Annotated in this window: 21 protein-coding genes and 1 tRNA gene; 19 read left to right on the top strand and 3 right to left on the bottom strand. The window is 59.9% G+C overall.

The features are described 5' to 3' along the window. Window positions 1-124: 124 nt before the first annotated feature. Entirely contained in the window at window positions 125-2,227 is a 2,103-nt protein-coding gene (yoaA, locus tag ERE07_RS08585) for a DNA repair helicase YoaA (protein WP_130008408.1), read from the top strand. Window positions 2,228-2,330: 103 nt separating this feature from the next. Here the strand turns inward: yoaA and ERE07_RS08580 are convergent, their stop codons facing one another. Then, window positions 2,331-3,098, bottom strand: coding sequence for an outer membrane protein assembly factor BamD (locus ERE07_RS08580; protein ID WP_245153597.1), 768 nt, complete (start codon window positions 3,096-3,098; stop codon window positions 2,331-2,333). A 131-nt stretch (window positions 3,099-3,229) separates the two neighbouring features. Between ERE07_RS08580 and ERE07_RS08575 the strand changes: the two genes are divergently transcribed. From ERE07_RS08575 to ERE07_RS08535, 9 genes are all read left to right on the top strand, one after another. After that, window positions 3,230-4,192 (top strand): RluA family pseudouridine synthase, encoded by a 963-nt coding sequence (locus tag ERE07_RS08575; protein WP_130008406.1) that lies wholly within the window; start codon window positions 3,230-3,232, stop codon window positions 4,190-4,192. Beyond that, on the top strand, window positions 4,180-4,977 hold the full coding sequence (gene pgeF / locus ERE07_RS08570; RefSeq protein WP_130008405.1) for a peptidoglycan editing factor PgeF: 798 nt from the start codon (window positions 4,180-4,182) through the stop codon (window positions 4,975-4,977). Before ERE07_RS08575 ends, pgeF begins: the two co-directional genes overlap by 13 nt. Before the next feature lie 84 nt (window positions 4,978-5,061). Next, window positions 5,062-6,702, top strand: coding sequence for a PHA/PHB synthase family protein (locus ERE07_RS08565; protein ID WP_130008404.1), 1,641 nt, complete (start codon window positions 5,062-5,064; stop codon window positions 6,700-6,702). A 91-nt stretch (window positions 6,703-6,793) separates the two neighbouring features. Beyond that, a complete protein-coding gene (gene phbB / locus ERE07_RS08560; RefSeq protein WP_130008403.1) occupies window positions 6,794-7,531 on the top strand; it encodes an acetoacetyl-CoA reductase in 738 nt (245 codons plus the stop codon). 59 nt (window positions 7,532-7,590) lie between these two features. Beyond that, complete coding sequence (gene phaR / locus ERE07_RS08555; protein WP_130008402.1) at window positions 7,591-8,154, top strand: polyhydroxyalkanoate synthesis repressor PhaR; 564 nt, start codon at window positions 7,591-7,593, stop codon at window positions 8,152-8,154. An 88-nt stretch (window positions 8,155-8,242) separates the two neighbouring features. Next, window positions 8,243-8,779, top strand: a complete 537-nt coding sequence (locus tag ERE07_RS08550; protein ID WP_130008401.1) for an iron transporter — start codon at window positions 8,243-8,245, stop codon at window positions 8,777-8,779. Then, on the top strand, window positions 8,779-9,123 hold the full coding sequence (locus ERE07_RS08545; RefSeq protein WP_130008400.1) for a cupredoxin domain-containing protein: 345 nt from the start codon (window positions 8,779-8,781) through the stop codon (window positions 9,121-9,123). The genes ERE07_RS08550 and ERE07_RS08545 overlap by 1 nt, the downstream gene beginning before the upstream one ends. Before the next feature lie 14 nt (window positions 9,124-9,137). After that, window positions 9,138-9,992, top strand: coding sequence for an FTR1 family iron permease (locus ERE07_RS08540; protein ID WP_130008399.1), 855 nt, complete (start codon window positions 9,138-9,140; stop codon window positions 9,990-9,992). Window positions 9,993-9,996: 4 nt separating this feature from the next. Further along, a complete protein-coding gene (locus ERE07_RS08535; protein WP_130008398.1) occupies window positions 9,997-11,418 on the top strand; it encodes a 4Fe-4S binding protein in 1,422 nt (473 codons plus the stop codon). A gap of 58 nt (window positions 11,419-11,476) precedes the next feature. Here ERE07_RS08535 and ERE07_RS08530 read toward each other — a convergent pair whose 3' ends face one another. Continuing rightward, on the bottom strand, window positions 11,477-12,610 hold the full coding sequence (locus ERE07_RS08530; RefSeq protein ID WP_245153569.1) for a GNAT family N-acetyltransferase: 1,134 nt from the start codon (window positions 12,608-12,610) through the stop codon (window positions 11,477-11,479). Window positions 12,611-12,730: 120 nt separating this feature from the next. Between ERE07_RS08530 and ERE07_RS22005 the strand changes: the two genes are divergently transcribed. Beyond that, window positions 12,731-13,915 (top strand): GTP-binding protein, encoded by a 1,185-nt coding sequence (locus ERE07_RS22005; RefSeq protein ID WP_130008396.1) that lies wholly within the window; start codon window positions 12,731-12,733, stop codon window positions 13,913-13,915. A gap of 535 nt (window positions 13,916-14,450) precedes the next feature. Here ERE07_RS22005 and ERE07_RS08520 read toward each other — a convergent pair. Next, window positions 14,451-14,527, bottom strand: a tRNA-Met gene (locus ERE07_RS08520). 72 nt (window positions 14,528-14,599) lie between these two features. Between ERE07_RS08520 and scpB the strand changes: the two genes are divergently transcribed. The 8 genes from scpB (at window position 14,600) to typA (ending at window position 26,545) form a co-directional block, all read left to right on the top strand. After that, on the top strand, window positions 14,600-15,511 hold the full coding sequence (gene scpB / locus ERE07_RS08515) for an SMC-Scp complex subunit ScpB (protein WP_130008395.1): 912 nt from the start codon (window positions 14,600-14,602) through the stop codon (window positions 15,509-15,511). A 706-nt stretch (window positions 15,512-16,217) separates the two neighbouring features. After that, window positions 16,218-18,071 carry a pseudouridine synthase gene (locus ERE07_RS08510; RefSeq protein WP_130008678.1) on the top strand — a complete coding sequence of 618 codons (1,854 nt, stop codon included), beginning with the start codon at window positions 16,218-16,220 and terminating at the stop codon, window positions 18,069-18,071. Between the two features lie 387 nt (window positions 18,072-18,458). Beyond that, window positions 18,459-18,944: a ribosome maturation factor RimP gene (rimP, locus tag ERE07_RS08505; RefSeq protein ID WP_130008394.1), complete on the top strand. Its 486-nt coding sequence runs from the start codon at window positions 18,459-18,461 to the stop codon at window positions 18,942-18,944. Further along, a complete protein-coding gene (nusA, locus tag ERE07_RS08500; RefSeq protein ID WP_130008393.1) occupies window positions 18,941-20,425 on the top strand; it encodes a transcription termination factor NusA in 1,485 nt (494 codons plus the stop codon). Before rimP ends, nusA begins: the two co-directional genes overlap by 4 nt. Window positions 20,426-20,493: 68 nt before the next feature. Continuing rightward, window positions 20,494-23,526: a translation initiation factor IF-2 gene (infB, locus tag ERE07_RS08495; protein WP_130008392.1), complete on the top strand. Its 3,033-nt coding sequence runs from the start codon at window positions 20,494-20,496 to the stop codon at window positions 23,524-23,526. Between the two features lie 3 nt (window positions 23,527-23,529). After that, window positions 23,530-23,940: a 30S ribosome-binding factor RbfA gene (gene rbfA / locus ERE07_RS08490; protein ID WP_130008391.1), complete on the top strand. Its 411-nt coding sequence runs from the start codon at window positions 23,530-23,532 to the stop codon at window positions 23,938-23,940. Window positions 23,941-23,972: 32 nt separating this feature from the next. Further along, window positions 23,973-24,728 carry a tRNA pseudouridine(55) synthase TruB gene (gene truB / locus ERE07_RS08485; protein ID WP_130008390.1) on the top strand — a complete coding sequence of 252 codons (756 nt, stop codon included), beginning with the start codon at window positions 23,973-23,975 and terminating at the stop codon, window positions 24,726-24,728. After that, a complete protein-coding gene (gene typA, locus ERE07_RS08480) occupies window positions 24,725-26,545 on the top strand; it encodes a translational GTPase TypA (RefSeq protein ID WP_130008389.1) in 1,821 nt (606 codons plus the stop codon). The genes truB and typA overlap by 4 nt, the downstream gene beginning before the upstream one ends. Window positions 26,546-26,631 lie beyond the last annotated feature (86 nt).

Below are 26,631 nucleotides of genomic sequence, written 5' to 3'. Positions count from 1 at the left end.
GCGCAGGCACAGGCCCGCCAACCCGGTTGTTGGTAGCACCTGGGGCCGCTTTGTCCAGGGGCAATGGCATTGTCCGGCACACTGTGCGAAAATCCAGTCCTTGCCTCCTTATGCACGCCTCGCAATGCTTTTCCAGGAAATCACCGAAATTTTCGCACAGGACGGCCCTATCGCCCAGGCGATTCCGGGCTATCGTCCGCGCCTCGCCCAGCAGGAGCTTGCCCAGGCAATCGAGCAGGCCTTGCAGGAGCGCGGCACACTGGTGGCCGAGGCCGGCACCGGCACGGGCAAAACGTGGGCCTATCTGGTGCCAGCCTTCATGGGGGGCGGCAAGGCATTGGTGTCCACGGGTACCCGCACCTTGCAGGATCAATTGTTCAGGCGCGATGTTCCACGCCTGCGGGCCGCCTTGGGGCTTCCCATTACCGTAGCCTTGCTCAAGGGGCGAGGCAATTACGTGTGTCATTATCACATGGGCCGTCTGGCCGGCGACGAACGGGCCTTGAAATCCCGGGCAGAGGTTGGTCAGCTGCGCCGCATACAGGTTTTTGCACTGGAATCGCGCACCGGAGATCGCAGTGATCTGGCCGATGTCCCCGAAGACGCCGACATCTGGAATCGCGTCACGTCCACGCGTGAAAACTGCCTGGGGCAAGATTGCCCGCACGTCAAAGACTGCTTTGTCTTGAAGGCACGGCGCCAGGCGCAGGATGCCGACCTCGTGGTCGTCAATCATGCCTTGTTCATGGCCGATCTGGCCTTGCGCGAAGAGGGCATCACCGACCTTCTCCCCGAGGTCGATCTCGTGGTGTTCGACGAAGCCCACCAGCTGCCCGACATCGCCACCCGTTTCCTCGGCAACAGCGTCTCGTCGCATCAGTTGCTTGATCTCGCCCGCGCGGTGGAAGTCGCCGGCCTGGCCCATGCGCGCGAATCCACCAACTGGAGCGAAGCCGGCAAGCGTATCGAACATGCGGCCAGAACATTACGGCTGGCGGCCGCGCCCATCGAAAAAATGCCTGGCCACAAAGCCACGTTTCACGCTGTGCCCAACCCCCATGAATTCGATCAGGCCCTCGAATCCCTTATCGAATGTCTGGACAAGTCCGCCAAGCTGCTGGGCGTGGTGTCCGAAAAACATCCGGATCTTGCCGCGGTCTTTAAATCGTGCCAGGAACTCCGGGCGCGCCTGTTCCAGTGGAGCCAGCCTGATCGGGAAGGGCGCAACGCACTTGCACCCGCGCCAACTGTCGTCAGCGAATCAGCTGTGCTGGCGGGCGGTACGGATGCGCCTCAGCCCTTGCCGATGGCGGCCGATGTCTCCGCAGACAACACCGATGCAGATCCTCTCGCAGAGGCGGCAGTGCGCTGGGTAGAGCAGGGTACGCATTACATGCGGCTGCATAGTGCACCCTTGTCCGTTGCCCGTATATTTTCCCGCTATCGTAAACGCGATCAGGCCTGGGTGCTGACTTCCGCCACATTGTCCGTGCATGGCGACTTCTGCCATTTCATACGCCAGCTTGGTCTGTGGGACGCAACCACGATGCGTTGGGAGTCTCCCTTCGATTATGCGTCTCAGGGCGTTCTCTACGTACCCAAGGGCCTGCCGCTGCCGAACGACCGCCGTTTCAACGAGGCCTTCGTCGATACCTTGATGCCGCTGGTGCGGGCCGCAGCCGGGGGCGTGCTGGTGCTGTGTACCACCTTGCGTTCGGTCGATCATATTGCTGACCTGCTGTCCGAGCGTTTCGATCATCTGGGCATAGACCGCCTGCTGCTTCGCCAAGGCGAAAGCTCGCGCCGTGTCTTGCTCGAACGCTTTCGCAACGGCAGCAACGCGGTGCTTGTGGGCAGCGCAAGTTTCTGGGAAGGCATAGACGTACCCGGCGATGCGCTCACCCTGGTGGCCATTGACAAGCTGCCGTTTGCGCCGCCCGACGATCCTGTGCTCGAGGCGCGACTGAATTTATGCCGCTCGCAAGGGGGCAATCCCTTCATGGAATACCAGTTGCCCGAAGCCGCCATTGCCCTGAAGCAAGGCGCCGGGCGTTTGATCAGGTCTGAGCAGGATTGGGGGGTACTGGTGGTGGGCGATACGCGTATCGTCGACAAACCCTACGGCAAGCTGTTGTGGCGCGGTCTGCCGCCTTTTGCCCGTACGCGCGAGCCGGAGCAGGCATTGGCCTTTATCAAGAGCCGGCAATCCGACCTGCTGCACGTTTAATTCCGGTCCGGGTTCTGCCTCTCAAATAAAAAGCCGGCAATGCCGGCTCTTCGTGCCAGCGCGCCCAGGGCGCGCGCTGTGCAATGTCTCAGTGTACTGGCGATCAGAACCAGTTGATCGGATTGAGATAGCTTCCTTTGGGCTCATCCAGCCCCTGCTCGTAATATTTGCTGTTGGGAAAGTTGCTGTCCAAAACGCGCTTGGTATCATCGCGCAAATCGGTCAGGCCAAGCTTGTCATAAGACAAATACATGATATATAAGGCCTTCTCGGCGATAGGCACGCCCTGGAAGTCGGTAATCACTGTTTTGGCACGATTGACCGCCGCAACATAGGCGCTGCGCTCATAGTAATACTGGGCTACGTGCACTTCGTTGCGTGCAATGGTGTCGACCAGCCAGGTCAGGCGCTGCCGCGCATCCGTGGCATAACGACTGTCCGGATAGCGCTGAACCAGCTGGTTGAACGAATCGTATGATTCGCGCAGGCCCTTGGGGTCCCGCTCGCTGGGGTCCTGGCGCGTGAACCTTGAAAAGGCGGCGCTGGGCGGCGTGAACGTGATCAGGCCCTTGAGGTAAAGCATGTAATCAGTGCCCGGATGATTCGGGTACTGGCGCTCGAACCGGTCGATGGCGGCCAGCGCCTGCTCGGGTTCGCCGTCTTTCCAGTTGACATAGGCCTGATCGATAAGGGATTGCTGCGCATAGCTGCCAAACGGGTAGCGCGCCTCGACGGCTTCGAGCCGTTTGCGCGCCTGCTCCCAGTTGGCGCCCGTTATCTCGGCACGGGCGTCCTGATAGAGCTGGTCCGCGGTCCAGCCAGCGGTTTCATCGCGTTCGGCCTTGATGGTGCTGCAGCCAGTAAACATCATGATGGCCGCCAGACCGAGTACCGCCAGGCACAGACGCACATGGCCTTGGTGGCGAAGCAGATTGAAATCGTTACGAGTCACAAAAGCATCCTTGGTGTTAGCATTGCACGCTGATTATATGATTTGTCGCCATGCCTGACACGGATATTGCCAAAGAAAGTTTCCTCCCCCCTGAGCCCCTGCAGTTCAGACTGGCGGTCGACGCAAGGCCGGAGCGCCTGGACAAGGTGCTGGCGCAGTTGTTGCCCGACCATTCGCGCAGCCGCCTGCAGGGGTGGATAGCTTCTGGCCATGTCCTGGTCAATGACCACGCAGTCAAGAACAAGCAGACGGTCTACCCTGGTGATGTTATTACGGTATGGGAGCAAATACCGCCCGAAGCCCTGGCGTTTGCCCCCGAGGATGTGACATTTTGCGTAGTGGCCGAGAGCCCCGACTGGATCATTGTCGACAAGCCTGCGGGATTGGTCACCCATCCGGGGGCGGGCAACTGGCATGGCACCTTGCTCAATGGCCTGCTATATCGTTATCCTGAGCTGGCCAGCGTGGCGCGTGCGGGGATTGTGCATCGACTCGACAAGGACACCTCCGGTCTGCTTGTCGTGGCTCGCCACGACAGGGCCCAGACACATCTGGTCAGACAATTGCAGGCGCGCAGCGTGAGCCGGGAGTATCTCGCGCTTGTTCATGGCCGGGTATCCGACAGCGGAACGATCCGTGCGGAAATTGGCCGGGACCCGCGCGTTCCAGTACGCATGAGCGTTGATCGACCCGTGGCCGCCAAAGCAGCAGTCACCCATTACACCGCTTTGCGCAGTGGCCACACGCCAGAAGAAAAGGGCGTCTGCCTGGTGCAATGCGTGCTCGAAACCGGCCGCACACATCAGATCCGCGTACATATGGCCAGCATCGGCCACGCCCTGGTTGCTGACACGCTCTATGGCGGCAGTTGTCTGGCGGGCGCCACGCGGCAGTTGCTGCATGCTCGCGCATTGCGTTTCGATGATTTTTCGTCCGGTCAACGGATCAGTTTCGAATCACCGCTGGCAACTGATTTTGAACAAGTGCTGGAAGCGATCACATGGCAAGACTAAACCAGAGCGGCTTGCTCACCACCGTATCGGGACAGGCCTGGCCGGGCGTGGATTATTTCTGCACAACCCGTCACGGAGGCGCCAGTACAGGCGCGTGGGCCTCGTTCAACGTGGGGATGCATGCCGGCGACGACGCCACGCATGTCGCAGCGAACAGGCAACTGCTTCGTGCGGCACTCCCCGCAGAGCCGGTGTGGCTGCAACAGGTGCATGGTGCCGATGTATGCGATGCGGATCGGGTCTTGATCGGTGCTGATGCAGATCCTCCGGTTGCGGATGCGTCGATCACAACGCAACCTGGTCGCGTGCTGGCCATCATGACGGCGGATTGTCTGCCTGTCGTGATCGCGGGGCGAGATGGCGATGCGCTTGGCATTGCGCACGCTGGCTGGCGTGGTCTGGCTGCTGGCGTACTGGAAAATACGCTGAATGCCTTACGTCAAAAAGCACCGCAAGTCGGGCAGTGGCGTGCATGGATAGGGCCTGCGATCAGTCAGGCCTGGTTTGAAGTCGGTGAAGATGTCCATGAGCGCTTTGTGGAAAATGACCCGGAGACCGCTGTTTTTTTTATTGATTGTGTCGGTTCGATGAAAAAAAAATGGCGTGCAGACTTGCCTGGTCTTGCGCGTTGGCGTTTGCAGCACGCAGGCGTTGAGCAAATCGAACTGAGCGGTCTTTGCACTTACGACAACCCAGACGCTTTCTACTCGTATCGGCGTGATGGCGTGACCGGCCGCATCGCCACCGTGGCCTGGCTCTCGGGAACAGCGCCATCTAAGGGTTAGCGCGCTACCGAATTACCCTGATTGACACGCTTTCAATTGCCGGAGACTATTGCTCTCAAGTGTTGTTAGCAGAAGGTGTCTGAATTGAGTGCGAATACCAACATCAAGTGGCCGGCGCCGGCAAATATCGAGCCGGAAAGGCTTGCGCAGATTCAGGCAGAGTTCGCCAAGGGCTGGCTTGAAGCTGCAACCCAGGCTCAGCAGGGCGCGCTGCGCCCTCCGCGCGACAGGCGCTTTCATGATGAAGCCTGGGCAGCGAGTCCCGCCCATGCATTCCTGGCACATGCGTATGTCCTGACGGCCAATGCGATGGATCAGATGGTTGATGCCGTGCAGGTCGACGAGTCTGTTCGCGATCGTTTGCGCTTTGCCGCCATGCAGTGGGTGCATGCTGTGTCGCCTTCCAATTTTCTGGCGACCAACCCGGTGGCCCAACGCGCCATGCTGCAAACGCAGGGCCAGTCTTTGCGCAAAGGCGTGCAAAACCTGTTCAAGGATATTCAGCAAGGGCGGTTGACGCAATCCGACGAAACCCCGTTTGATCTGGGACGCAATATTGCGGCAACCGAAGGCAGTGTTGTCTTTGAAAACCCGCTCATGCAGTTGATTCAGTATGCGCCGCTCACGCCCAAGACCTATCAGCGCCCGCTCCTGATTGTTCCGCCTTGCATCAACAAATATTACATACTGGACCTGCAGGAGAGCAATTCGTTCGTGCAGTATGCGCTTGAGCAGGGGCACACGGTTTTTCTGATCTCATGGCGCAACCCATTGCCTTCGGATAACGACGATATACAGCACGCAACGTGGGCGGACTATCTGCAAAATGGCGTGCTCAAGGCCATCGAAGTCGCCTGCGCCATTACGCGACAACCTCAACTGAATGCGCTGGGGTTTTGCGTAGGGGGCACCTTGCTTGCTTCTGCGCTTGCCCTGGCACGCGCTCAGGGGAAAGATCCTGCCTGTTCGCTCACGCTGCTGACCACGCTGCTCGATTTCGAGCGTACTGGCGTGCTGGATGTTTTCGTTGACGAATGTCATGCTCAATTGCGCGAGCATCAGCTTGGGCATGGCGGCCTGATGACGGCTCGTGAACTCGGCACTACGTTTTCGTTTCTGCGTCCTGGCGAGCTGGTCTGGAACTACGTGACCAGCAACTATCTCATGGGCGATGTGCCTCCTCCCTTCGACCTGCTCTATTGGAACGCGGATGGCACGAATCTGCCGGGGCCTTTCTTTACCTGGTATTTCCGCAATACCTATCTTGAGAACAATCTGAAAGTACCCGGGCGCATCAAGGTGGATGGCTATGCGCTGGACCTGGGAACTGTGGACATGCCCGCCTACGTCTATGGGTCACACGATGATCATATCGTGCCCTGGCATGCGGCCTATGCCAGCAGCCATTTGCTCGGTGGCCCTGTGCGTTTTGTGCTGGGTGCGTCGGGCCACATCGCGGGGGTGATCAATCCACCTTCCAAAGGGCGCAGGCACTACTGGACCCTGGAGGAGGAATCTGTCCGCGGCGGGAAGGCCAGGGACGGCGACCCGGCCGCATGGCTGGAGGCCGCCGGGCAGCAGCCTGGCAGTTGGTGGCCAGACTGGAGCGAGTGGCTGGCCTCGCAGTCGGGGTCGACAGTGCGGGCACGCGCAAAGCCTGGCAATGCCAAGTATCAGCTCATCGAGCCTGCTCCCGGGCGTTATGCGCTGACCAGGGCCGTATAGCGAGGTTTTTCATCAGATTTTAACGATGGACCGTTCTCATGTGACGGTCGTACAGTAAACATCCAGGCAGATCACATAAAGGGAGAACAATATGACCAGCAAACTCGCATACGTAACCGGTGGCATGGGGGGGATTGGAACATCCATTTGCCAGAAGCTTGCGCGGGAAGGTTTTACGGTGGTGGCGGGCTGCGGCCCCAGCCGCAATTTCAAGCAATGGTTGGACGAACAGGCCAGCCAGGGCTATAAATTTCATGCCTCCGTTGGCAACGTGTCAGACTGGGACTCCACCGTAGAGGCTTTTGATCGCGTCAAGTCGGAACTAGGGCCTATTGATGTTTTGGTCAATAATGCGGGCATTACCCGTGATGGCCTGTTCCGAAAAATGAGCGCGGAAGACTGGAGGGTAGTTATCGATACCAATCTGAACAGCCTTTTCAATGTCACCAAGCAAGTAATAGATGGAATGATAGATCGGCAGTGGGGGCGGATCATCAACATCAGCTCGGTCAATGGCCAGAAAGGGCAGTTCGGGCAAACCAACTACTCCACCGCCAAGGCAGGCATACATGGCTTTACGATGGCCCTGGCCCAGGAAGTCGCCAGCAAAGGGGTAACGGTCAACACGATTTCCCCGGGATATATTGGTACCGATATGGTGCGCGCCATGCGGCCCGATGTGCTGGAAAAGATCGTCGCCACGATTCCCGTCAGGCGATTGGGCACGCCCGACGAAATCGGCGCCATGGTGGTGTGGCTGGCGTCGGATGATTCAGGTTTTGCGACCGGCGCCGATTTTTCGCTGAATGGTGGGCTGCATATGGGTTAAGCTTAACAAGGCGACCTCTTCCTGTCGCTTGAATGAAAATATTCTAATTGGCCAGAGACATGACGCAAACCCAAGACAGCAGCACGCCCCGTCTTATAAAGAAATACCCTAACCGTCGACTGTACGATACCCATACCAGTGCGTACATCACGCTCTCGGATGTCAAACAACTGGTGCTGGATGCCCAGCTGTTTCAAGTGGTTGACGCAAAATCGGGTGAAGATCTCACGCGTAGTATTTTGCTGCAGATCATTCTCGAAGAAGAAAGCGGTGGCAAGCCAATGTTCTCGGCAACAGCCTTGTCACAGATTATCCGTTTCTATGGCCATGCAATGCAGGGTGTCATGGGCTCCTATCTGGAAAAGAACATCCAGGCTTTCATGGAGATTCAGGAGCGCATGGCAGAGCAGTCAAAGGGCCTTTACGGGACGCAGTTCGGTCCCGAGGCCTGGGCACAATTCATGAATGTGCAGGCCCCTGTGCTGCAGAATATGATGAGCAATTATGTAGATCAAAGCAAGAATCTATTCGTGCAAATGCAGGACCAGATGCAGGATCAGACACGCAACGTGTTTTCCGTATTTCCATTTGCGCCGCCGCCGCCGCGAAACGACAAAAAATAACCCTGACGCGCGGGCCTGTATTCAGATGGTTGTAAGGCCACGTGCTTCATAATAATGAGAATGAATCTTGTTATTGGAGCGCGTAAGCATGTATAGGCATCTGGCAATTCTGGCATTGGGGGTGGGCATGGCAATGCCGGCGGCGGCGGTTGAATATCCTATCGGAGAGCCTTCCGAACATGCCGGCCTGGAAGTGGCCGCGGTGTATCTGCAGCCGGTGGAAATGGAGCCAGAAGGCATGATGCGCGCCGCAAAAGAATCGGATGTGCATCTCGAGGCCGATATTCACGCCACGGCGGACAACAAGAACGGCCTGCCTGAAGGCGCATGGGCGCCTTATCTCAATATCAAGTACCGACTGCAAAAGGCAGGGAGCGACAAAGTCATTCAGGGCGATTTAATGCCCATGGTCGCGAACGATGGCCCTCATTACGGCGACAACGTCAAGCTCGAAGGCCCCGGCAAGTACAAGCTCACCTTTTCTGTCGCCTCGCCCGAGGCGAGCGCAATGAATCATTTCGGCCGTCATGTTGATAAGGAAACCGGCGTTGCGCCCTGGTTCAAGCCTTTTGATGTGGATTATGAATTCGTCTTCGCCGGCACCGGCAAGAAGGGTGGCTATTGATGCCACGGCTGAGTTGCCGCGTAGCGGCAATCGCGCTTGCGGTTTTGTTCACAGGGCCGCTCGTTGCTGCCGAGCTGCCCACCTTCGAACTCAGGTTCAAGCCTGATGGCACCTTTGAACCAGCACGGCTCGAGGTGCCGTCCGGCCGCTTCAAGATCAAGCTGATCAACGAAAGCCAGCAACCCGTTGAGTTCGAAAGCCTGCCGCTGCGCAAGGAAAAAGTACTGGGCCCGGGCGTCAGCTCCTTTGTTGTGCTGACCATCAAGCGGCCCGGCGAATATCCATTCTTTGATGATTTTCATCAAGACGTCAAGGGCACGCTGGTCGTCGTGCCCAAGCCTTAGACAAACAGGGCCAAATGGAACAAGTTGCTTTTATCGTATGGCGCGAAAGCGTCGAAGCGCTGTTGGTGGTGGGTATTCTATACACATGGCTGCGCGCCTCTGCAGAAGGCCGAAAAGGGCTGCCCTGGCTGTGGGGCGGCGTCGTGGCCGGCTTGGGCCTGGCGGTCATGCTGGCGCTGGTTCTGCTGGGGATCTCATCGTGGCTGAGCGATGAAGGCCAGGAGTGGTTTCAGGCCATCATGGCGCTTGCCGCCTGCGCACTCGTTGTACAGATGGTCTACTGGATGAAGCGTCACGGGAGCGGCCTGAAGCGCGAACTGGAGCAGGGCGCCAGCCAAGATGTTCAGAGCGACAATTGGTGGGGTTTATTGGTGCTGGTGGCCATCGCCGTCGCGCGTGAAGGCAGCGAGACGGTCGTCTTTTTGTACGGCACCATTATGGCGGGGGTTGCGCAGGGCTCGGCAGCCAGTCTTGCATGGGCTGGCGTACTCGGATTCATTGCCGCCTTGTTGTCGTTCTGGTTGCTCCAGGCCGGGGGGAAACTCATCACATGGCGGCGTTTTTTCAAACTGACAGAAATCCTGCTTCTGCTGCTGGCCAGCGCGCTACTGGTGTCGGGAATGGATCACCTGATTTCACTGGATGTCTTACCCACCTTGATTGATCCGGTCTGGGACAGCAGCTGGCTGCTCGATACCCAGGGCGGGCTGGGCAAAGTGCTTGCCGACTTCGCAGGCTATCGCGCCTACCCTTCATTGATGCAGCTGATCGTCTGGGCGATGTACTGGGTGGGGGTGTATTTGCTTCTCAGGCGGGCAGGCGTCGCGGCCCGGCAAGGGCGGTTGGCTTCAGCGTCCGCGCGGGTATAGCGCCATGGGTCATGCACTGCGTTCCACGGCAACAGGATTTGCCAATTTTTTGCGCGATCACGCCCGCTGGCTACGGCGGCTGCAGTGGATCATCGTGGCGTTTTATCTGTTCCTGTTAATTGTCCCTGCGCTGCTGCCTTTGCCGGACCGCAGCGCCTCCGTATTCAATAACCTGACGATCTTTGCGCAGTTTGCGTTCTGGGGTGTCTGGTGGCCGTTTGTGCTGTTGTCCATGCCTTTGCTCGGACGCGCCTGGTGCGGGTGGTTCTGTCCCGAAGGCATGCTGAGCGAGTGGGCCAGCGAGCATGGCCAGGGGCGCGCCATTCCCAAGTGGATGCGATGGGGTGGATGGCCTTTTGTGGCCTTTGCGCTCACGACGATTTACGGACAGCTGGTCAGTGTGTATCAGTATCCACTTGCTGTGCTGGCAGTACTGGGTGGGTCCACGGCGGCAGCGATGGTTGTTGGTTGGCGCTATGGACGCAATAAACGGGTTTGGTGTAAGTACCTCTGTCCGGTCAATGGCGTTTTTCAGCTTTTGGCCAAGCTGGCTCCCTGGCACTACAAAGTGAGTGAAGCGGCGTGGCGCCATCCCGAGCGACGCACGGAGGCCATCAACTGTGCGCCGTTGGTGCCGCTGCGTCATATGAAAGGCGCGGCGGACTGCCACATGTGTGGTCGCTGCAGTGACTATCGTGGCGCGATACAGCTCACACCCCGTTCGCCCGAGACCGAAGTCGTGCATGTCGAGACGGGCGATCACTGGCAGACGGCCCTTATCGTGTTCGGTTTGATGGGGCTGGCGGTGGGGGCGTTCCTATGGAGCGCCAGCCCGTGGTTTGTGACGCTCAAGCAGGCACAGGCGACCTGGCTGGTTGAGCATGACATTTACTGGCCGCTGGCACAGAACGCGCCGTGGTTCATCCTGACCCATTATCCCGACGCCAACGACACCTTCAGTTGGCTGGATGCGGAGGTCATTCTTGTGTTTATCTTTGGCGCTGCCCTGTTCGTGGGCGGGGCAGTTTATCTGGGGCTATGGTTGGCCAGCCGGTGCTTGACAGGCGCCCCGCCAGCTTCCGCGGCGCCTGTTGTGCGCGATGCGTCGGGCGCGCCGTTGCAGGTGCGCGTTGGTCTGGACAGGTTGGCCCAGGCGTTGATTCCTGCCGCAGGGGTAGGCGTATTCCTGGGGCTGTCGGCCACGACACTGACCCTGCTCCAGCACGAAGGCATGTCGACGTCCTGGGCGCTGGGTGTGCGTTTCACCTTTCTGGGGCTGGCCTTGGCATGGAGCGTGCGCCTGCTGTGGCGGGTCAGCGGCACGGGCGGGTGCGGCGTGGTCCGGCGCCTGTCTGCTGTTGGTCTGGCGTCACTGGGCGTTGTGCCGTTCTGCCTTGCCTGGGTGCTGTTCTTTGCAGTCTGGTAACGACGCGGCGATGGTCTGACCCGCGCCCCCAACCCCCCCCGACCGGATGTCTGGGATGCTAGCCGCCGTCTTGTTTGCGGTAAGGGCTGTGATCGTGCAAGGCTTCAATATAGGCGTCTACGGCGGGCGTTTCGCGTGCCAGATAGTCGTCGATAGCGGCAGAGAATCGTTGATCCGATATCCAGTGCGCGGACCGGGTCCTGACCGGCAGCATGCCTCGCGACAGTTTATGTTCCCCTTGCGCGCCACCTTCGAACGACGCGATGCCATGGTGTATGCAAAACGCGATCCCCTGCAGATAGCAGGTTTCGAAGTGCAGGCCGGGAACAAAGGCCACACTGCCCCAGTAGCGGCCGTAGAGCGTATTGTTCCCGAGCAGATTCAAGGCCGATGCGATAGGCTCGCCTTCGCGCTCGGCCTGGATAATAACCAGGGCGTCGGGCAGTGTGCGGTACAGGCGTTCGAAGAAATCCTGGTTCAGGTAGGGCAGGTTGCCGTGTTCGAGATAGGTTTGCTGGTAGCAGCGATAGAAAAAAGAGAGCGCCTGGGCGTCGATCTGCGCTCCCCTTAGCCATCGAAAGCTCACGCCGGCCTGCATCGTTTTTTTGCTGTCCTGCTTCAGTTTTTTTCGTTTCTGCTGATTCAGGCTTGCGAGAAAATCATCCAGCGTGCGGTAGCCGCGGTTGAACCAGTGAAACTGCACATTCTCGCGAAACATATAGCCCGCCTGCGCCAGCGCGGGTTGGTCGGTTTCCGCAGGAAACAGGATGTGCAGCGATGAAATATTATTCTGCCTGGCGATCTGAATGGCATGTCGTGCAAGCGCCACGCGGTCGTCGTGTTCACTGGCTAGCAGGCGTGGGCCGGGCACGGGCGTGAATGGAACGGCGCAGAGCAGCTTGGGGTAGTAAGGCAAGCCGTGCTCTTCAAAGGCGCGCGCCCAGGCGTGGTCGAACACGTATTCCCCGCGAGAATGGGACTTCAGGTACAGGGGCATGGCGCCGACCAGCGCGCCGTCACGATGCATCAGCAGATATTCCGGTGACCAGCCAGTACGCCGCGTCGCACAGCCTGTCTGATCGAGCGCCAGCAGAAACGCATGCTGCAGAAAGGGTTCAGGCCCTGCCAGCGCATTCCACTGCTGGGGGTCGATGCTATCGAGCTTGCTGCTTAATGTAAAAGTAATGGGCACGGCTGTGAGAGTGGCTGGCGATTGATGGAAATACACAGCGCCCGGTCCGAGGGGCACCAGGGCTATGATAGCGTTACTCCTCTTGGCTTGCCGCAGAGGTATTGAAACAGGAGCGTCGACTTGGGCAGCAAAATACCGGTTACCGTGATCGCCGGCGCTCAGCGCAGCGGCAAGACGGCCTTGCTCAATCGCGTGCTGGCTGCCCAGGCGGGTGCGGCGCGGGCGTCCAGCATCGTGCTCAGTCATTCGGCGGGGTCGGGGAGTGTGCAGGGCGCGCGTGTCAGCACATTAAGCAGCAAGGTCGCCATCAAAGCGGGCGGCTGTCTATGCTGTGCCGTGAGCGGCGAGCTCGTTCACGCCCTGCGTGCATTGTTTCTTGATGCCTTGCACCGCAAAACCCCTGCTTTTACGCGGGTGCTGATTGAAGTCGCCGGGGATGAGGATCCGGCGCCCATCATGTACACCCTGCAGTATGACGCTTTTTTGCGAGACCGATATGTCTATGGCGGTTGTGTCACGGTTGTGAACGCTGTGCAAGGTCTGTGCGTCCTTCATGGGCAGGCCGCTGCACTGAGGCAGGCCGTTCTGGCCAATGCGTTGGTCATTGAAGACGCCAATCTTGCGGATAGCGCTGCGATGGCCAGCCTCGGTCTTTGCTTGCGAGGCGTGAACCCGGACGCAGCGGTGCTGATGGCTGACGATCCCCGCGTCGGCGACGCCTTGCTGGCAGGCACGATCGCGGATTGGGGCCATCCGGGCATGCCATCGGGAATCACGTCGTCTGCACGGCCCAGCCTATGGAAGGGAGGCGGGCTTCGGGCGGCTGCGCGCAGCCACGGCGCCGATGTCGGGCCAGGCTCGGCAGCTGCGCGCTACGTCCGCGCCATGCCTGCCGGATTCCAGGTGCTGATGGTACGCTGGCCGGTGCCCGTGGCGCGCGCAGAGGTGATGCTGGCGCTGGACAGTTTGAAAGACGATACGACACTGGGGTTGCTTCAGGTGCGTGGCGTATTGCGCTTTGCCAGAGACGCCCGGGCCTGGAGAGTACGTTGCGTGCACGGGCAGTTGTACCCTTTGGAGGCGCTCGCGCTTGAAGAGAGGGCGATTGCGCACGAGTCAGTTGCCTTGGATCCGGACGTGGTGGGGCGGGCTATTTCGGTTGATTCGGTCCTGGTGATGACGTTTTTGAGTGCCGCCAACATGGAAATACAGGCCAAAGTTCTGGCGATTCTGCCGAAATGTGCTGAATTGGTGTCGCCTGACAGCAACTTACCTCTGGGAACTGTTGCATTGCGGACAAGCTGATGGTGTAATTGGATTAGTACGCCACAGGAAGGGCGAACGGCCAGAAGCCTGGCTGCCCACGCCCATTTTGGTTTTTACCAGATCAACACGACCAGGCACCTGCTGGCCCGGTTCAAAGACTTTGCTCTTGAACCGTTGAATTATAAATTGAACAATCTTTGCGCAAACGCTTATCGCGATGTCGGGACACCGTTCATTCGGTTTGTCTGCCCGGGTTCGCCGAAAGCGCGAGGTAACATTCTCACAGCAGTCTAGCTGCCGCTCTCGCAGGTAGCCACATTCGGCCTATGACCAATGACCAATGACGGCAATCCTGGGCAACCTGCTTATCTAACGCGAATAATGGCTGATATTCCGCATATTTACGGTTTCATCAAAAGCTGCGCCAAGTTGGCGCATGCAGTGCTGGGTGCGGTTTGCGCGCGATCCTGGGTTGTGCTGCGCGGTTGGTATGGCCGCCCTGTAGCGTTTGCAAGCACGACAGCAAATAAAATGGGCCGGTCGCTGTTTAGCTTAACCGGCCCATCTGGAATACTGGTTGCGGGGACAGGATTCGAACCTGTGACCTTCGGGTTATGAGCCCGACGAGCTGCCAGACTGCTCCACCCCGCGTCTGAAGAAAAGAATATTAACCCATACTTTGAAAACATGCAAATCCTGCCAGATCAAGGCTGATATATATTGATGACTGAAACAGAGATCATCCGCGTGCTGGAAGCGGCGCTTTTGTGCGCCGACCAACCCATGCCGCTTGGAGAATTGCGCAAGCTCTTTGCAACCCAAGACTTTACCAATGACGATTTGCGCGGGCATTTGGCCTCGTTGCAGCAGGAATGGCAGGACAAGGGGCTCGAGCTGGTCAGCCTTGCGTCGGGCTGGCGTTTTCAGAGCCGGCCTGAAATGAAGCGATTCCTGGTTCAATTGAATCCTGAAAGGCCGCCCAAATATTCCCGGGCTGTGCTTGAAACGCTTGCCATTATTGCCTGGCGGCAACCCGTTACTCGTGGCGATATCGAAGACATTCGCGGTGTCACCGTTTCATCCCAGATCGTGCGGACGCTGGAGGACAGGGGCTGGATTGAGGTTCTGGGTCATCGCGATGCGCCAGGGCGTCCGGCCTTGCTGGGCACAACACGGCAGTTTCTGGACGATCTGGGCCTGAAGGCGCTGGACGAGTTGCCTGAGCTTGAGTCCCAGGACGCGGTCGTGGCGCTGGCGGGCCTCGAACTGGAAGTCGTTCCGGACGTTGCGCCGGATCAGGCTGCCGATCCAGGTCAAGGCACTGACACAGGCCAGACAATGGAAGATGGCCAGCATGCTGGCGCTGTGCAGGAGGCGTTGCCTGAGGAGCACGCCGGCGGGCAAGGCGATGATGACGTGGCCTCGCGTGCAGTAGCGACGCAGCAGGTCGAGGATGAGCAGTTCGCCGGCATTTCTGCCAATGACGCGTCGCCGGATGGCGAACAGCCCGATGACGAACGGATGGTCGTCGCGGCACTGGAAGACACTGACACTACAACAATGAATGAGGCCGGCATTGAACAAGCCGGGCAGCACGAAGAGATACAAACGGAGTACCTAAAACAAAATGACTGAATCGAACGATCAATACGACCTGCCTTTTAGCGATGCAAAAAGCAGCGCCAGTGCGGATACCGTGGCGCCGGCCAAGACGGCAACCCGCGGCAGGCGCAAGAAGACTGCGGATGAGGCAGCCGTAGCGCCTGCCAGTGGCGCTGCGTCAGCCGCGACCGCCGGTTCAGACGTCGCGGAAAAGGCCCCGGCCAAACGCTCCGTCAAGAAAACAGCGGCTGTGAAGTCAAAGGCAAAGAGCGAGACCGATGTGCCGGAGCCTGCCGCAAAAGACAGTCCGAAGCCTGCGCCGCGCAAGCGTGCCAAGCCCAAGGCGGCAGACGCAGGATCTGTTGCGGCCGCTGCTGGAGAGGTTGCCGTTGAGCAGCCACCCGCCGTGAAACGTACACGGGCCAAGGCGAATGCAGAGGAGTCGGACTCAGCCACAAAGACAACGACACGCCGGCCGCGCACCGCCAGCAAACAGGTGGATGGCGACGAGCCAGGCAAGGCGCCTGCCGTGGAGCCGGCGCCCGTGGCGAAGAAGGCGGCGGCGACTCGACGTCCGCGCGTCAAGAGCGCGCCAGCGCAGAACAGCGAGGCAGTCGCGACGCACAACCAGCCCGCACAAGCCCAGCCCACTCAGAGCCTCCCGGTCGAATCGGCTGCGAGCGGCGGCCAGCGCGATCAATCGGCGGGGGCGGACATGCCGGCTGTGCCATCGCCGGTGATGCCGCCTGTGGAGACGGTTGCTCAGGTCGGATCGGGGCAGGGCGGCGGCAGCCTTGACGAGCGTGCCGGACAGAGCGACAACGCCGCTGAATACGTGGGTCAACGCGATGAGAGGAACGCAGGCGCGCGAGGCCGAGGCCGCAAGCTCCGCACGCCTTTCCGCCGGCGTCGTGGTGACGCGAATAGCGATGCCGTTTCGACAGACGCCGCCATTGGGGATCCCGCGGCAGGCGCCGGCGCGGCCGAGGCGAGTGAAGGCCAGGCCCCGGCCTCCCTGGGCAAACAAGGCCGCGGCCAGCGCAGGGGAAAGCCGGGCAGAGACGCCCGCTTTGCGCCGGATGCCGCCGCATCGGGCGGTACTGCTCCGGATGCGCTGCCTGGCGAGCAAGGCCCGGGTGACGCCAAGCACGGCAAGCATCGCGGACGGAATGGTCGTCGCACCAACCAAGTTGAGAATGAAAAAGATGCTGACATGGCGCTGGCTTACCTTGATGGTGCCGCGCAGATGCGTCAGCGCCTGGACAAATACCTGAGCAGCGAAGCCCTGATGCCCAAGCTGCACAAGGTGCTGGCGGAGGCCGGTGTTGGCTCGCGCCGCGAAATGGAAGAACTCATCATTGCGGGTCGTGTCTCGGTCAATGGCGAGCCTGCGCATATCGGGCAGCGAGTCGGCCAAAACGATCTGGTGCGGGTCAATGGCCGGCCTGTAGCCAGGCCGAATGCCAAGAAACCGCCGCGCATTATCCTGTATCACAAGCCCGCTGGCGAGATTGTCAGCCACGACGATCCAGAAGGGCGTGCGACCGTGTTTGCGCGCCTGCCGAAAATGCGCATGGGCAAATGGCTGTCCGTAGGGCGGTTGGACTTGAACACAGAGGGTCTGCTCATCCTGACAACCTCCGGTGATCTGGCCAATCGTTTGATGCATCCACGTTATGGCGCCGAACGCGAGTACGCGGTGCGGGTGCTGGGAGAGCTGGGCGACGACCAGAAAGCCAGCCTGCTCAAGGGCGTTCAACTCGAGGATGGCATGGCGAGTTTTGGTTCGCTCGATTATCTAGGCGGCGAGGGCAGCAATCGCTGGTATCGCGTTACGCTCAAAGAAGGCCGCAATCGTGAGGTTCGCCGTATGTTCGAGGCGGCTGGCGTGACGGTGAGCCGTCTTATCCGTACGCGCTTCGGCGAAGTCGTGTTGCCGCGCAATCTGCGCCGGGGTCGTTGGGAGGAGCTGGACAGCAATCTGGTTACCGCGCTGATGCTGCAGCTGGGATTGTTGCGCGACGATGACGGCGACGGCGTGTCTGGGCGCGGTCGTTACGAGCGCCAGCCGTTGTCGCATGACAGCGCCTTGCCGCCCGGCTTTGGCACGCTGGAGCGCAATGGCATGAACGGCGCGAAGGTCAGCCGTCGCGGAAAGCTTTCCGGTGGCCGCAAGGTCGCGGGCACGGTGCACGAAACCTATCCGTCAGATCCCTATGGAACGGGATTGATGTTCAGTGGCGGGCTGGCCAACGGTCATCCCATTTCCGGCACGGCGGACTCGCGAGGAAAAGGCGCGCGCAAGGCGCATGGCGGCCAGGGTGGCGCGGCAGGCGGCGAGCAGCGCCGCCGCGGGCCGGGAGGGAACCGTCCTGGTGGCGAGCAGGCTCCCAAAGGTGGTCAGGGCAAGCCCGGCGCGCCTAAGGGCGCAGGCCGCAAGAATGGCGGGCCGGGCCGAAAGCCAGGCAAACCCAAGAGCGGCAATGCGCCCCGGGGAAGGTCAGGCGGTGCGCAAGGTGACGACTGGCAGCCGCGTGGTGCTTCAGCGCACGAGTCGCACCTGGGCAAGCTGGGCGGTGGCCGGGGTCGTTAGCATAAAGCGGGTGTTGCGGCGGGGTGCGGGCAGTCTTGCCCGGCCGGAGAACAGGGCCGGTCTGGATGGGGCTGCGGGCGGTCTCGCAAGCATTGTTACGACTAAAATCACTCCGAGCCGCTCAACTGTGTTGCATTTTGCATGTAAGGCCTAGACACTACAGGAAAATTTCCAGTTTTCTGTTAGAATGTAGGGCTTTACAGCTATATTGTTTTTGTCATGCAACAGCCTTGGCTAACAATAGTAGCGGCACATTTTCGAATGCGTCATGTGGTGGCAAGTCGGGGCAACAGGCATGAATGTCGTGCTGGGCCTGCCTGGCAGGCCCATTGTGCGCGGCGTGATAACAGTGGGCTGGGGCGTACAGCCCATTTTTTTTTGGATTTTATGGCGGATATTTTTACTTTGACACAAGAGGCGCTGGCCGGCTCGGACCTCGAGCTGATAGACGTGGAGCGCGCGCCGCTCGGGCTCTTGCGTGTCACGATCGATCGCCCCGAGGGGGTCAGGATCGAAGACTGTGAGCAGGTCTCCCGACAGCTGTCCCGTGTGTTCGAAGTAGAAAACATCGACTACAAGCGTCTCGAGGTGGGTTCGCCTGGCATCGACCGGCCCCTCAAGCGAGTTGCCGATTTTATCCGGTTTGCCAACGAGCGCATCGAGGTAAAGCTGCGCGCTGCTGTGGATAATCGCAAGGTATTCGTCGGCATATTGCGCGTGTCCCAGGATGGAGATGTCCAGGCATCCAATCCCCTGTTCAGCCTCGAACTCGAAGAGGCGTCTGGCGAAGGCAAGTCATTGAACTTTTCCTTCGACGACGTTGATCGTGCCAAATTGGACCCCATTCTCGATTTCAAGGGTAGAAAGCGATGAGTCGCGAAATTCTTTTGCTGGTTGACGCCTTAGCGCGTGAAAAAAACGTTGAGCGCGAAGTTGTATTCGGCGCGCTGGAAAGCGCTCTGGCGTCTGCCATGAAAAAGCGCTTCAAGGAAGATGCCGATATCCGTGTCACCATAGATCGCGACACTGGGGAGCACGAAGGCTACCGGCGCTGGCTGGTGGTGCCCGACGATGCCGGCCTGCAGGAGCCTGATCAGCAGGAACTCTATTCCGATGCCCAGGATATCGTTCCGGGTATCGAGGTAGGCGAGTATATCGAGGAATCCCTCGAACCCGAGGAATTCGGCCGTATCGGCGCGCAAGCCGCCAAGCAGGCCATTCTCCAGAAAATTCGGGACGCCGAGCGCGAGCAGGTGCTCAACGACTTCCTGGAGCGTGGTGAAACCATCGTTTCCGGCACGGTCAAGCGCATGGACAAGGGCGATGCCATTATCGAAACTGGCAAGATCGAAGCCCGGCTGCCTCGCAACGAAATGATCCCCAAAGAGAATATCCGCGTGGGTGATCGCGTTCGCGCCTGGGTGCTCAAGGTTGACCATGCCGCCCGCGGCCAGCAGGTCATCCTGTCTCGTACCGCGCCTGAATTCATTCGGCAGCTATTCGAAAACGAAGTCCCCGAAATCGAGCAGGGTCTGCTCGAAATCAAGGCAGCCGCGCGTGATGCCGGCATTCGCGCCAAGATTGCCGTGGTCGCCTACGACAAGCGTATCGATCCCATCGGCACCTGCGTGGGCATGCGTGGCTCGCGCGTCACCGCCGTGCGCAACGAGCTGGGTGGCGAACAGGTCGATATCGTATTGTGGGCCGAAGATCCGGCCGAGTTCGTTATTGGCGCACTGGCGCCTGCCAACGTCGAATCCATCGTGGTCGACGAAGACAAGCACGCCATGGATGTCGTGGTCGATGCCGAAAACCTGCCCAAGGCCATTGGCGCCCGCGGGCAAAATGTGCGCCTGGCCTCCGAACTGACGGGGTGGCAGATCAACATCATGACGCCCGAGGAAAGCCAGAACCGCCAGGAAGAAGAGCGTTCCGTGCTGCGCCAGACCTTCATCGCCAAGTTGGATGTCGACGAAGAAGTCGCCGACATTCTCATCGACGAAGGCTTTACCGGGCTCGAAGAAATCGCTTATGTGCCCATTCAGGAACTGCTCGAGATCGAAGCCTTCGACGAAGACACGATCAACGAGCTGCGCACCCGCGCACGCAACGCGCTGCTCACCGAGGCAATCGCCCAGGAAGAGCGGGCGCAGTCCGTGGCGCAGGATCTGCTTGAGGTTGAAGGAATCACGCCGGAGCTTGTCACCCGTCTGGCCGATAACGAAGTGCTCACCCTGGATGATCTGGCTGAGCTGTCTACCGATGAACTGGCCGAGATCACCGGCCTGTCCAGCGAGGATGCCAGCCAGATGATTATGCGCGCAAGAGCCCATTGGTTTGACGACGAGGCCTGACGCATATGTACCGTGCAAGTCAGGGTGTGTTTATTGAATAAGTAGCTGAAAAAGCAAGAGAGAGTCGAATGCCAAGTAACACCGTCGCCCAGTTCGCTGTTGAACTGAAAATGCCTGCGAACGTACTGCTGGAGCAGTTGCGTGGCGCGGGTGTTGAACTCAGGTCGGTCGACGATGTCGTCACCGACGCGGACAAGGCGAAACTACTTGATTCGCTGCGTCGCGCTCATGGTGGAAATGAGGGCAAGAAGATCACGCTGACTCGTCGCCAGACTTCCGAAATCCGGCAGGCTGACGGCTCGGGCCGTTCGCGCACGATTCAGGTAGAGGTGCGCAAGAAGCGCGTGTTTGTCAAGCGCGATCCCGCAGAGCTCGCGGCCGAGGCAAGAACGCAGGCCGAAGCCGACGTCGAGGTCGAAGTGCAGGACGATGCAGTCCCCGACATCGCGCAGCAAGCGTCTGCCGAGGTGGATGCAGCCGTTGCGGCGCCCGATGCCGCATCCGCAACCCCCGCGGAAAGCACCAGCACGCCTGTCGACATGGCGGAAGCGGCGTCGCCCGTCGCGTCCCCGGAGGCCGAGACGGATGTTCCGCCCCAGGCCGCCGAAGCCACTGACGCCGACCCTGCTCCAGCCAGTGCAGCGCCGGCGCCTCAAGAGGCGGCCCCGGCGGCTCAGCCCGACGTAGAGGCGGCTGACAACGCCGAGCCGGCTGCGCCGGTGCAGGCTGACGCTGTCCAGACGCCAGCGACCGAACCCGTATCCCAGGCTGAGGCAGAGCAGGACGCACCTGCCGCCGAGGCGGAAGCGCCTGCCAAAGCAGAAGACGATACGCCAGCCAAGAACAGTCCCGCCGATCAGGCCGAGGCGGTCAAGGCCAGTCCGGCCAAGCCAGGCGAGAAGAGCCCGTCGCGGGTTGAACGTCCCGGCACGCGCCGCGCCGCGCCGGCGGGCGATCCGGATCGTGAGCGCGCCCGGCGCGCTGCCGAGGCGGAAGCCGCTGCCCTGCGTGAAATGCTGCATCGACCACGCAAGGTTCTGAAAGCGCCCGAGCCCGATCCGCAAGGGATTTCCGGAACGCTGCACAAGCCTGCGGGCGCCAAAGGCAAGAAAGACGCCAAGGCGACCGGCGAGGTCAAGAAAGTCATCAAGGCAACCGAGGTTTCTTCTTCCTGGACCGACGAAAGCGGCCGCAAGAAGCCGGCAGCCCGGGCCGATGCCCCGCCAGCGGCACCAAGCCGCGATGGCTGGCGTGCGGCCGGCGGCAAGGCAGGCAAGGGCGGCAAGGGCGCCCGTGGACGCGGCCGCAATGCGCAACCGGAACGCAAGGAAGTTCAGGCCGTCGAGTTCATCTCGCGCGAAGTGCACGTGCCGGAAACCATTTCCGTCGCCGATCTCGCCCACAAAATGTCCATCAAGGCATCCGAGGTCATCAAGCATCTCATGAAGCTGGGCCAGATGGTCACCATCAATCAGGTTCTGGATCAGGAAACCGCCATGATTATGGTCGAGGAAATGGGCCACAAGGCCATTGCGGCCAAGCTGGATGATCCCGAAGCCTTCCTGGATACGGTCGAAGGCCCAGAAGCAGAATCGGTCGCGCGCGCTCCTGTGGTGACCGTGATGGGCCACGTCGACCACGGCAAGACCTCGCTGCTGGATTACCTGCGTCGCACCAAGGTGGCATCGGGCGAAGCCGGCGGAATCACGCAGCATATCGGTGCGTATAACGTCAAGACCGAACGCGGCATGGTTACCTTCCTGGATACCCCGGGACACGAGGCCTTTACGGCTATGCGTGCCCGCGGTACCAAGGCCACTGATATCGTTATTCTGGTGGTGGCAGCTGATGATGGCGTCATGCCCCAGACCAAGGAAGCCATTCATCACGCAAAGGCGGCCAATGTGCCGCTGGTCGTCGCCATCACCAAGATAGACAAGCCCGAGGGCAACCCCGAGCGCGTCAAGCAGGAACTGGTCGCTGAAGAAGTGGTGCCCGAAGAGTATGGTGGCGATGTGCCCTTTATCGGTGTCTCCGCCAAAACCGGCGAAGGCATCGACGACTTGCTTGAAAACGTGCTGTTGCAGGCCGAAATTCTCGAGCTCAAGGCGCCCGTGGACGCACCGGTCAAGGGGATTGTCATCGAAGCCCGCCTGGACAAAGGCCGTGGCCCGGTGGCTACCGTCCTGGTTCAAAGCGGCACGCTCAAGCGCGGCGATGCCATTTTGGCAGGCGCCAGCTACGGTCGTGTGCGTGCCATGCTCAACGAGTCCGGCAAGCCCATCACCAGCGCTGGCCCTTCCATACCTGTCGAAATACAGGGCCTGACCGAAGTTCCCGCCGCGGGAGACGAGGTCATTGGCATGGTCGACGAGCGCAAGGCCCGCGAGATCGCACTGTTTCGTCAGGGCAAGTTCCGCGACGTCAAGCTGGCCAAGCAGCAGGCCGCCAAGCTCGAGTCCATGTTCGACAACATTGGCGACGGTGTGCAAACCCTGGCGCTCATCGTCAAGACAGACGTTCAGGGCTCGCAGGAAGCACTGGTGTCTTCCCTGGTCAAACTGTCTACCGACGAAGTCCGCGTGCAGGTCGTGCACGCCGCTGTCGGGGGCATCTCCGAAAGCGACGTCAACCTGGCCATTGCGTCACATGCCGTCATTATCGGGTTCAACGTACGTGCAGAACAAAGCGCCAAGAAGCTTGCCGATAACAACGGCATCGACCTGCGTTACTACAACATTATTTACGATGCGGTAGACGAGGTTCGCAACGCGTTGTCCGGCATGTTGGCGCCCGAGAAACGCGAAGAAGTCATCGGCACCGCCGAAATCCGCGAAGTCTTCAGCGTGTCTCGCATCGGCAATATTGCCGGCTGCATGGTCATCGACGGCGTGGTGCGTCGCGATGCGCAGGTACGTCTGCTGCGCAATCACGTGGTCCAGTGGACGGGCGGGCTTGAATCGCTGCGTCGCTTCAAGGATGACGTCAAGGAGGTCAAGTCTGGCTTTGATTGCGGTATTACCCTCAGGGGCAACAACGACATCGAAATCGGCGATCAGCTTGAGTTCTTCGAAATCAAAGAGATCGCCCGGACACTGTAAATTATGGGTCGTCATAAATCCAAGCCCAACCCGGGCCGCAACACGAGGCTGGCAGACCAGATCCAGAAGGATCTGGCCAGCCTCATACAGCGCGAGGTCGATGTATCCCGCGCTGGCCTGATCACGCTCACAGGCGTTGATCTGTCGGCTGACTACGCGCACGCCAAGGTGTACTTTACGGTCATGGGCGCCGAGCCCGAGGCGGCCACCGCCGTGCTTACCGAAAAAGCCGGCTGGCTCCACTCGTTGCTGTTCAAGCTGCTGCATATTCACACCGTCCCTACGCTGCGCTTCATCCACGATGACCAGCTTGCCCGCGGCATTGAACTGTCGCGGCTTATCGATCGGGCCAACCGCCCCAACGACGAAACTTTCAAGCCCTCGGAACCCGAGGACCCCGACGAACAGCCCTAAGGGGCTGTCGTTTTTACATGGATTCATGAACGATGGCTTCCCGACGCGGGCAGATGCTCGACGGTGTCCTGTTGCTGGACAAACCAGAAGGACTATCCAGCAACCACGCGCTGCAGCGCGCCAAGCGCGCGCTGGATGCCCGCAAGGCGGGCCATACCGGCACGCTCGATCCGTTTGCAACCGGGCTGCTGGTATGTTGCCTGGGCAAGGCGACCAAAATTTCGGGCAGCATGCTCGAGGCCGACAAAGGTTATGTCGCAACCCTTCAGTTCGGTGAAGAGACTGACAGCGGAGACTTGACCGGCAATATTGTCGCGACGGCGGACGCAGGTTTCACGGGTATTGCACATGCGGAGCTCGAGTCCGTGCTGACGCGCTTCCGGGGCGAAATCGAGCAGATTCCGCCCATGCATTCGGCGCTGAAACGCGATGGCAAGCCGTTGTACAAGTATGCACGGCAAGGCATCGAGCTCGAAAGGCCGCCTCGGCGGGTGTTGATTCACAAGCTTGAACTGCTGCGGCTCGAAGGGCTGCGCGCAGATGTTTTCGTGGAATGCAGCAAAGGCACGTATATACGCACTCTGGCCCAGGACATCGGGCGAGTGCTCGGATGCCATGCCCATCTGGCAGCGCTGCGGCGCACGCGGGTAGGGCCCTTTGTCGTCGAAGACGCCATAGGGCTTGAAGCCCTCCAGGCCATGTCCGGACCGCAGTCCGTCTTGATACCGCTTGATGCTGTGCCCGCCGGCCTCCTGCCAGCAACTATCAAACAGAAGGAAGAACTATGAATCGCGCTTTGCGCAATGTGGCGATCATCGCCCACGTCGACCACGGCAAGACTACCCTGGTCGACCAACTGCTGCGTCAGTCCGGCACATTCCGTGACAACCAGCAAGTATCCGAGCGTGTAATGGATTCGGGCGATATCGAGAAAGAACGCGGCATCACGATTCTTTCCAAAAACTGTGCGGTCGAATACGAAGGCACACACATCAACATCATCGACACCCCGGGTCACGCCGACTTTGGCGGCGAGGTGGAGCGTGTGCTGTCCATGGTGGATGGCGTGCTGCTGCTGGTGGACGCAGTCGAAGGCCCCATGCCCCAGACGCGATTCGTTACCCGCAAGGCACTGGCCCTGGGCCTGAAGCCCATCGTGGTTGTGAACAAAATCGACCGTCCGGGCGCCCGGCCAGATCACGTCATCAATGCCACCTTCGATCTGTTTGACAAGCTTGGCGCCACCGAAGAACAGCTCGACTTTCCTGTGATTTTTGCCTCTGGGCTGGCAGGCTATGCGGGACTGACCGACGATGTGCGTGAAGGCGATATGCGCTCGTTGTTCGAAGCCATACTTAAATATGTTCCTCAGCGCGAAGACGACGTCAATGGTGCCCTGCAACTGCAGATCATCTCGCTGGATTACAGCAGCTACGTCGGCAAGATCGGCATTGGCCGGGTCAATCGCGGCAAGGTGAGGGCGGGCCAGGATGTTGTCGTCAAGTTTGGACCAGAAGGGGAGTCTTTCAAGGGCCGTATCAACCAGGTACTGCAGTTTCACGGCCTGGAGCGCGTTCTGGTCGATGAGGCGCAGGCCGGAGATATCGTACTCATCAACGGTATCGAGGATATCGGGATAGGGTGCACGCTCATGGATCCCGCCGTGCAAGAAGCGCTGCCCATGCTGCGCATCGACGAGCCGACCCTGACCATGAATTTCATGGTCAATTCGTCGCCATTGGCGGGCCGCGAAGGCAAGTTCGTCACAAGCCGTCAACTGCGCGATCGGCTCGAGAGAGAACTCAAGTCCAACGTGGCGTTGCGCGTGAACCCCACCGATGACGACATGGTGTTCGAAGTTCGCGGACGGGGCGAATTGCATCTTACGATTCTGATCGAAAACATGCGCCGCGAAGGCTACGAGCTGGCTGTTTCGCGCCCGCAAGTACTGATCAAGGAAATTGACGGCGTACGCAATGAACCCTATGAGCTGTTGACCGTGGATGTTGAAGACGGACACCAGGGCGCAGTCATGGAAGAGTTGGGCCGCCGCAAGGGCGATCTGCAGGATATGCAGGCTGACGGGCGTGGCCGTACCCGCCTCGAGTACCGTATTCCTGCCCGTGGCCTGATTGGTTTCCAAAGCGAGTTTCTCACCCTTACTCGCGGAACTGGCCTGATGAGCCATATTTTTGACGACTACGCGCCGATGCGCGAAGGTGGCGTTGGCGAACGCCGCAACGGCGTGCTTATCAGTCAGGACGACGGTGCGGCTGTGGCGTACGCATTATGGAAGCTGCAAGATCGCGGGCGTATGTTTGTCAGCCCTGGCGAAGCGCTGTATGAAGGCATGATTATTGGCATTCACAGCCGGGACAACGATCTCGTGGTCAACCCCATCAAGGAAAAGAAGCTCACCAATATCCGTACCACCAGCAAGGACGAACACATTGATTTGGTGCCGCCCATCCGCATGTCGCTGGAGTACGCGGTCGAGTTTATTTCGGATGATGAGCTGGTGGAGGTCACACCCAAGTCCATTCGTCTGCGCAAGCGGTATTTGCAGGAGCACGAGCGTCGCCGCATGGCGCGCGAAGCCCAGTAGCAGGGTGCCCTGCCAGGGCGTGGCGCGGGCAAATGTCCTGATGCCAAGAAAGCCAGCCACGATATGTTGGCTGGCTTTTTTTGTTC

Origin of the sequence: Allopusillimonas ginsengisoli (genome assembly GCF_004153455.1) — a bacterium.
GTDB lineage: Bacteria > Pseudomonadota > Gammaproteobacteria > Burkholderiales > Burkholderiaceae_B > Allopusillimonas > Allopusillimonas ginsengisoli.
The sequence above is the reverse complement of the archived record's forward strand: the minus strand, read 5'-3'. Positions and strand labels throughout refer to the sequence as shown.

What these genes read in the sequence shown, in the direction of transcription:
- phbB (WP_130008403.1), top strand. Translation starts at nt 6,794, where the DNA reads ATGACCAGCAAACTCGCATACGTAACCGGTGGCATGGGGGGGATTGGA.
- typA (WP_130008389.1), top strand. Translation starts at nt 24,725, where the DNA reads ATGAATCGCGCTTTGCGCAATGTGGCGATCATCGCCCACGTCGACCAC.
- ERE07_RS08510 (WP_130008678.1), top strand. Translation starts at nt 16,218, where the DNA reads ATGCCGCCTGTGGAGACGGTTGCTCAGGTCGGATCGGGGCAGGGCGGC.
- nusA (WP_130008393.1), top strand. Translation starts at nt 18,941, where the DNA reads ATGAGTCGCGAAATTCTTTTGCTGGTTGACGCCTTAGCGCGTGAAAAA.
- infB (WP_130008392.1), top strand. Translation starts at nt 20,494, where the DNA reads ATGCCAAGTAACACCGTCGCCCAGTTCGCTGTTGAACTGAAAATGCCT.
- ERE07_RS08540 (WP_130008399.1), top strand. Translation starts at nt 9,138, where the DNA reads ATGGAACAAGTTGCTTTTATCGTATGGCGCGAAAGCGTCGAAGCGCTG.
- phaR (WP_130008402.1), top strand. Translation starts at nt 7,591, where the DNA reads ATGACGCAAACCCAAGACAGCAGCACGCCCCGTCTTATAAAGAAATAC.
- rimP (WP_130008394.1), top strand. Translation starts at nt 18,459, where the DNA reads ATGGCGGATATTTTTACTTTGACACAAGAGGCGCTGGCCGGCTCGGAC.
- ERE07_RS08535 (WP_130008398.1), top strand. Translation starts at nt 9,997, where the DNA reads ATGGGTCATGCACTGCGTTCCACGGCAACAGGATTTGCCAATTTTTTG.
- ERE07_RS08575 (WP_130008406.1), top strand. Translation starts at nt 3,230, where the DNA reads ATGCCTGACACGGATATTGCCAAAGAAAGTTTCCTCCCCCCTGAGCCC.
- yoaA (WP_130008408.1), top strand. Translation starts at nt 125, where the DNA reads ATGCTTTTCCAGGAAATCACCGAAATTTTCGCACAGGACGGCCCTATC.
- rbfA (WP_130008391.1), top strand. Translation starts at nt 23,530, where the DNA reads ATGGGTCGTCATAAATCCAAGCCCAACCCGGGCCGCAACACGAGGCTG.
- ERE07_RS08550 (WP_130008401.1), top strand. Translation starts at nt 8,243, where the DNA reads ATGTATAGGCATCTGGCAATTCTGGCATTGGGGGTGGGCATGGCAATG.
- ERE07_RS08545 (WP_130008400.1), top strand. Translation starts at nt 8,779, where the DNA reads ATGCCACGGCTGAGTTGCCGCGTAGCGGCAATCGCGCTTGCGGTTTTG.
- truB (WP_130008390.1), top strand. Translation starts at nt 23,973, where the DNA reads ATGGCTTCCCGACGCGGGCAGATGCTCGACGGTGTCCTGTTGCTGGAC.
- ERE07_RS08580 (WP_245153597.1), bottom strand. Translation starts at nt 3,098, where the DNA reads ATGATGTTTACTGGCTGCAGCACCATCAAGGCCGAACGCGATGAAACC.
- scpB (WP_130008395.1), top strand. Translation starts at nt 14,600, where the DNA reads ATGACTGAAACAGAGATCATCCGCGTGCTGGAAGCGGCGCTTTTGTGC.
- pgeF (WP_130008405.1), top strand. Translation starts at nt 4,180, where the DNA reads ATGGCAAGACTAAACCAGAGCGGCTTGCTCACCACCGTATCGGGACAG.